We start from the raw sequence: 5,344 nt of genomic DNA on the forward strand, positions 1-5,344 counted from the left end.
AGGCTGAGCCGTTCGGCCTCGGGGACGATGACCTCGGGGCCGCCCCGGCGAGCAGCCCGAGCCCGGTGAGCACAAGGGTCAGCGCCACGGCGGGGACATGCTGCCCGCCGTACGACCCGACCAGCAGTCCCCCGGCCCCGGCGAGCGCGGGCACCCCGATCCGCCGGACGGAGTCGCGCCGGCTGCCGGGCCGGTCGTTGATCCCGGCGAACATGGCCCCGAGCGCGGCGACGACACCGACGGACGTACGCCCGGCGAGCACGGCGACAAGAAGCAGCGGACCTGCGGCCAGCGCCCCGCGCACCACCGCACTCCAGGGAATCGGCCCGCGCTGCGCGCGCAGCGCATGAGCGAGCCAGGGCGGTACGGCGGTGCTGAGGCGGGACACGGGGCTCCTGTCGGGCGAGGGCGGAGGGGGCTGCCTTCGGGCGACGTCGGCCGGGCGAGGTACTGCCTACGGTAGATCGCGACTTTGGAGAAAATGGAACGCTGGTATTTCGGCGAGGTGACGGATCCCGCGAGGGCCGTTTTCTTTATGAACGCAACCGGCGGGAACACTGCGAGAAGACGCACATCTCCATAAACGGGAGCGGGCCCGAGGGCGTAGCCGGCCCCCGGACCCTGTGATGCCGCCCATCTTCACACGCCGGCACGCTTGAGGACTCAGGTCAGTCGTGAGGTCACCGCGTCCTGCCTTTGGACCACCCCGCATCGAGCTGCGGGGACTGGACTTGAACCAGCATTTCGGCGTACTGGGGCCTGAGCCCGGTTGATCCGGCGATCGGCGGCGAATACTGAGTCTGGAGCAAGAGTCTGAGATTGATGGCGGTCTGCCTCTACCGATTGGGCTACCGCGGCAGGGAAGTTGAGAGCCGCGGGGAGGACTCGAACCTCCACTGGAACCGCACCGTCACGACAAGCTTCAGCTTCAGCTTTGCGCTCCTCGCGCACCCCGGCCGTGGTGCGTTGTGGCCGGGGAGTTCCTGAGGCTACCCGAACAGGTAGCCGAAGACGGCGTCACCGACCCGCTGATCTACGACGTCGACGCCGTTCGCCTCTTCCCGCGCGAACTTCACGGCCTGCTGCAACTTCTCGACACGGTCGAGGAGTTCGTTCACACGGCGGGCGGGCAGGGCCCCGGAGAACTTCACGGTCGTCCAATACCCGACCGGAATGTCCTCGTAGTACACCTCGACCTGAGCCGGGTGTTTCTCGGTGGCCTCGGCCTTCACATGGTTGCGCGGAACCTTCTTCGTACGAAGCGTCCGCACCGGCTCGGTCTTCCACGCATCGGCCGACGGATCCTGCACCCATGACTCGGACGCGTCGAGCACCGGCAGCTTCCGTACGAACGTGTTGAGATCGGTGAGCTGCTTCTCGAGAAACAGCAGGTAGGACACGGGAACCTCGGCGACGAGCACCCGCCCGTCCACCTTCACGTCCGCGCGGGCGGTGCAGTTCGCCCAGTCTTTGGTGGCGGTCACGTCGAACAGCCGCGTCAGCGTGGCCGCGGTCTCCCGCAGCACGACCTCCGTCTGCACCTGCACCCGAGTCGACTCGGGCGGCAACTGCTCACCCTCCTCGTCCTTGGGCTGATAGGTACGCGAAATACCGGCCAGCAACGCGGGCTTCTGCAGCCCGTGATGAGCGGACGTCAGGTCCTGATGGGACTTGGACTTGATGCCCTTCTCCACTGCGATGATCTGATTGAGTTTCGCCACGTCGAGGACGCTAGCAGCATCAACTGGGGCTCTTCGAATGGTTATTCAGCGCGCACTCGGTATCGCAGTCACCGCTTGCGGACCCCAGCGCATCCGTGACGGACCCGACTGCGGGGAGGCGGCCGCCCTTGTGTGACGCAGCGTCAAATTTGCTTCACTGCACGTGAGTTCTGTGCAAAAAGTGCAGGGTGTGACCGAGATTTTTCACGCCAGGCTTTGAAATGGTCACAGGAAGGTCACTAAGGTCAGACCTCGAACCTCCGTTTGATCACCCACACGAGGTGAGTGACGTGGAGGGGCACCGCCCACTTGGCTTCTGTGGGCGGCCGGAGGAAGAAGGAGCTCGCCTTCGTGGCGTCCCACCGTCGACCCAAACAGCCGAGCCGCGCCCGCGTGACCGTGCTCACCGCGACCGCCGCCGCTGCCGTGGCCCTTACTTCGCAGGCCGCCCAGGCGGCCCCCAAGCCCACGAAGGGCGAGGTCAAGACGAAGGTCGACAAGCTCTACGAAGAGGCGGAGCGGGCCACCAACCAGTACGACACGGCCATGGAGAAGCAGAAGAAGCTGGAGAAGGAGATCGGCGAGCTTCAGGACAAGGCCGCCCGTGAGCAGGGCGAACTCAATGAACTGCGTACAGGCATCGGTGCGATGGCCAGCGCGCAGTACCGCTCCGGTGGCGTTGACGCCTCGGTCCAGCTCTTCCTCTCCGCCGACCCGGACGACTACCTCGACAAGGCGTCCACGCTCGACTCGCTCTCCACGAGGCAGCTGGAGTCGCTGAAGAAGGTTCAGACGAAGCAGCGCAAGCTGGCGCAGAAGCGTGCGGAGGCCACGGAGAAGCTCAAGGACCTCGCCGACACCCGCACCGAGCTCGGCAAGAAGAAGAAGGAAATCCAGGGCAAGCTCAGCAAGGCGCGGAAGCTGCTGAACTCCCTGACCGCCGCCGAGCGCCAGGCAATAACCGACCAGGAAGGGCGCGCCAGCCGCTCCTCCGCGGGCCGCGTCGACCTCGGCAACGAGGCGGCCGCCTCCAAGTTCGGTGCCGCCGCCCTGAGTGCCGCCGCCTCCCAGACCGGCAAGCCCTACTTCCGCGGCGGCACGGGCCCCAACTCCTACGACTGCTCGGGCCTCACGCAGTGGGCGTACGCGCAGGCCGGGGTCCACATATCCCGGGTCACGTACACACAGGTCAACGACGGGACCCGAGTGGGCATGAGCGCACTCAAGCCTGGTGACCTGGTCTTCTTCAACAACACCGAGCACGTCGGCCTCTACGCCGGCAACGGCCAGGTGCTGCACGCGCCGCACCCGGGGGCCTCGGTGCGCTACGAGTCGATGAGCACGATCGGCAGCTTCCAGTTCGGCGTCCGCGTCACGGGCTGATCGCGCCCGCAGGGGGTGAGGCCGCTTGCCCCAGCAGCGTCTCGGCCTCGGCGACCGCGTGCACCAAGGATTGCGGAGAAGGCGTCAGATTGCTCACGACTACGTCGACTTCGCGCAGCCCGGCCCGCTCGATGAGGTGCTTCTCGTTGGTGACCCACTCCCCCCGCGCCGCCAGCACCGCATGTGCCGTCTGTGTCGCGGCGACGGCGATCGCGCCCGCTACCTGAGTGAGGGCGCCCTTGGGGGCGTGGCCGGTCTTCGCGTACGCGAGGGTGGCGGCGGCCATGCCGTGCCAGCGGGCGGGGGCGGTCCTGCGCAGGGCCTGCGGATACGCGGCGGGGCGTGGCAGGTCGCCCCGCAGCACCTTGTTGATGGCGAGTTCGGCGACGATCAGGTAGGTGGGGATGCCCGCCAGGTGGAACATCAACGGCTCGATGCGGAAGCGCCCTTGTTCGGCTTCGGCGAGTTCGTGGTCGATGACGTCGAGGTCCCGGTAGTGGATGTCCACGCGGCGGTTCTCGATCGTCAGCCAGGCGCCGCCGTTGAAGACGCCGCCGCCCCAGCCGCCGAGTTCGGAGACCTCGCCCTGCCAGCCGAGGGCGCGCAGGTCGGCGGGGTCGAAGGCGCCCCGGTAGTACACGGCCAGGTCCCAGTCGCTGTCGGACGTGTGGGTGCCCTGGGCGCGGGAGCCGCCGAGGGCCACGGCCCGGACGGTGGGCAGGACCGCGAGGCGGTCGGTGACGCGGCCGAGGAAGGCTTCGGTGTCATCGCCGGCCGTGCTGTTCATGCTCATGTCCGCGTCTCTCCAGGGCCGGGTGATCAGGTCGGCGAGCGTGCGCACCTGGATTGGATCACGACTCGGTGGCGCAGGACGCGGCAATTTTCCGTACGCCGCCGGAACGCCGCACGCCGTTGGGCAGGGTGCCGCCGGGTCGGCGGGAAAATCGGATGCGTCCGCTGCGCATGCCTCGCATGATCGGAAAGTTGTCCTTCGACCGACTGCCGGGAGCCCTCGTGATCCAGCGCGTGACCGTCCCCTCTCTGTTCCCGCCGCCCGTCTACTCGCACGCGTCCGTCGTCAAGGCGGGAACCGATCTGGCGTTTCTCGCCGGGTCCGTCCCGCTCGACGCCGAGGGCAAGCTCGTCGGGGAGGGGGACCCGGTGCGGCAGGCAGAGCAGGTGCTCGTCAATCTCGGGGAGCAACTCCGGGCGGTCGGCAGCGACATGGCCCACGTGGTGTCGACCGATGTCTACGTCGTCGCCGGTGAGCCCGCGGTTCTGTCCGCCGTGTGGGACGTCGTCGAGGCGTCGGGGCTCAGCAGCGGACCGCACTCCTCGACGCTGATCGGGGTGACGTGTCTCGGGTATACCGGACAGTTGGTGGAGATCACGGCCACCGCTGTCGTTCCGGAACAGGCCTGAGCGGAACGCAGAACGTTGAACGCAGAGAGCAGGAGCCGAGGATGTTGATCGAGCATCGAGGGCGGCGGCCCGTCGTCCCCGACTCCGCCTACGTCGCCCCGTCCGCCGTCCTGTGCGGTGCCGTCACCCTCGGCGAGCGTGCCCGGGTGCTGCACGGTGCCGTGCTCACCGCGGAGGACGGGGAGGTCCGGGTCGGGGCGGACGTCGTCGTGATGGAGAACGCCCTCGTACGGGGGCGGGCCCGGCATCCCGCCGTCATCGGGGACGCCGTACTCGTCGGGCCGCACGCTCACATCAACGGCGCCACGATCGAGGACGAGGTGTTCGTCGCCACCGGCGCCTCGGTCTTCCCCGGCGCCGTCGTGGGCGCCGGTTCGGAGGTGCGGATCAACGGTGTGGTCCAGGTCAACTCCGTGCTCCCGCCCGGGACGGTCGTACCCATCGGGTGGATCGCGGCCGGGGCGCCCGCCCAGTTGTTCTCACCGGATCGGCACGACGAACTGTGGGAAGTGCAGCGGGAGTTGGACTTTCCCGGCACGGTGTACGGCGTTTCGAGGGGAACGTCGATGCGGGAGATCATGGCACGGCAGGCGGACCACTTCGGGGCCCACCTCGACGACCGGCACATCGAGGAGCCGCGAGGCGGGGAGCCGCATGCCGACGAGCCACGTGCGGCCACCCCGCCGAGCGGCAGCTGAGGAGCAACGGCGTTCAATCAGCGGCCACTAGGGGGTGTTTTGAAAGTCCTGTGCGGTGCCCGCGGTGTTCGGTGCGTGCCCTCGGCGTGCCGGACGAAGGCCCTCGTACTGGACGTACTT

The 5,344-nt window shown here is 68.2% G+C and carries 5 protein-coding genes and 1 pseudogene; 3 read left to right on the forward strand and 3 right to left on the reverse strand.

What is annotated here, in order from left to right:
- Both ABZS97_RS43305 and ABZS97_RS43310 read right to left on the reverse strand, forming a co-directional pair.
- A pseudogene (locus ABZS97_RS43305) lies at window positions 1–388 on the reverse strand (hypothetical protein); the annotation flags it as partial.
- A gap of 601 nt (window positions 389–989) precedes the next feature.
- Window positions 990–1,721: a hypothetical protein gene (locus tag ABZS97_RS43310; protein WP_356149287.1), complete on the reverse strand. Its 732-nt coding sequence runs from the start codon at window positions 1,719–1,721 to the stop codon at window positions 990–992.
- A 351-nt stretch (window positions 1,722–2,072) separates the two neighbouring features.
- On the opposite strand from ABZS97_RS43310, the gene ABZS97_RS43315 reads away from it, so the two are divergent.
- The gene (locus tag ABZS97_RS43315) at window positions 2,073–3,104 is read left to right on the forward strand and encodes an NlpC/P60 family protein (protein ID WP_356149291.1); all 1,032 of its coding nucleotides are present in this window, start codon (window positions 2,073–2,075) and stop codon (window positions 3,102–3,104) included.
- On the opposite strand, the gene ABZS97_RS43320 is transcribed toward ABZS97_RS43315, so the two are convergent.
- Window positions 3,094–3,897 (reverse strand): nucleotidyltransferase domain-containing protein, encoded by an 804-nt coding sequence (locus ABZS97_RS43320; RefSeq protein ID WP_356149297.1) that lies wholly within the window; start codon window positions 3,895–3,897, stop codon window positions 3,094–3,096. The genes ABZS97_RS43315 and ABZS97_RS43320 overlap by 11 nt on opposite strands.
- Window positions 3,898–4,118: 221 nt before the next feature.
- On the opposite strand from ABZS97_RS43320, the gene ABZS97_RS43325 reads away from it, so the two are divergent.
- Window positions 4,119–4,526 carry a RidA family protein gene (locus tag ABZS97_RS43325; protein WP_356149305.1) on the forward strand — a complete coding sequence of 136 codons (408 nt, stop codon included), beginning with the start codon at window positions 4,119–4,121 and terminating at the stop codon, window positions 4,524–4,526.
- A 41-nt stretch (window positions 4,527–4,567) separates the two neighbouring features.
- Window positions 4,568–5,224: a gamma carbonic anhydrase family protein gene (locus tag ABZS97_RS43330; protein ID WP_356149302.1), complete on the forward strand. Its 657-nt coding sequence runs from the start codon at window positions 4,568–4,570 to the stop codon at window positions 5,222–5,224.
- The last annotated feature ends 120 nt before the right edge of the window (window positions 5,225–5,344 follow it).

It is taken from the genome of Streptomyces sp. NPDC005485, assembly GCF_040606085.1.
Taxonomy (GTDB): Bacteria; Actinomycetota; Actinomycetes; order Streptomycetales; family Streptomycetaceae; genus Streptomyces.

What these genes read in the sequence shown, in the direction of transcription:
- ABZS97_RS43330 (WP_356149302.1), top strand. Translation starts at nt 4,568, where the DNA reads ATGTTGATCGAGCATCGAGGGCGGCGGCCCGTCGTCCCCGACTCCGCC.
- ABZS97_RS43320 (WP_356149297.1), bottom strand. Translation starts at nt 3,897, where the DNA reads ATGAGCATGAACAGCACGGCCGGCGATGACACCGAAGCCTTCCTCGGC.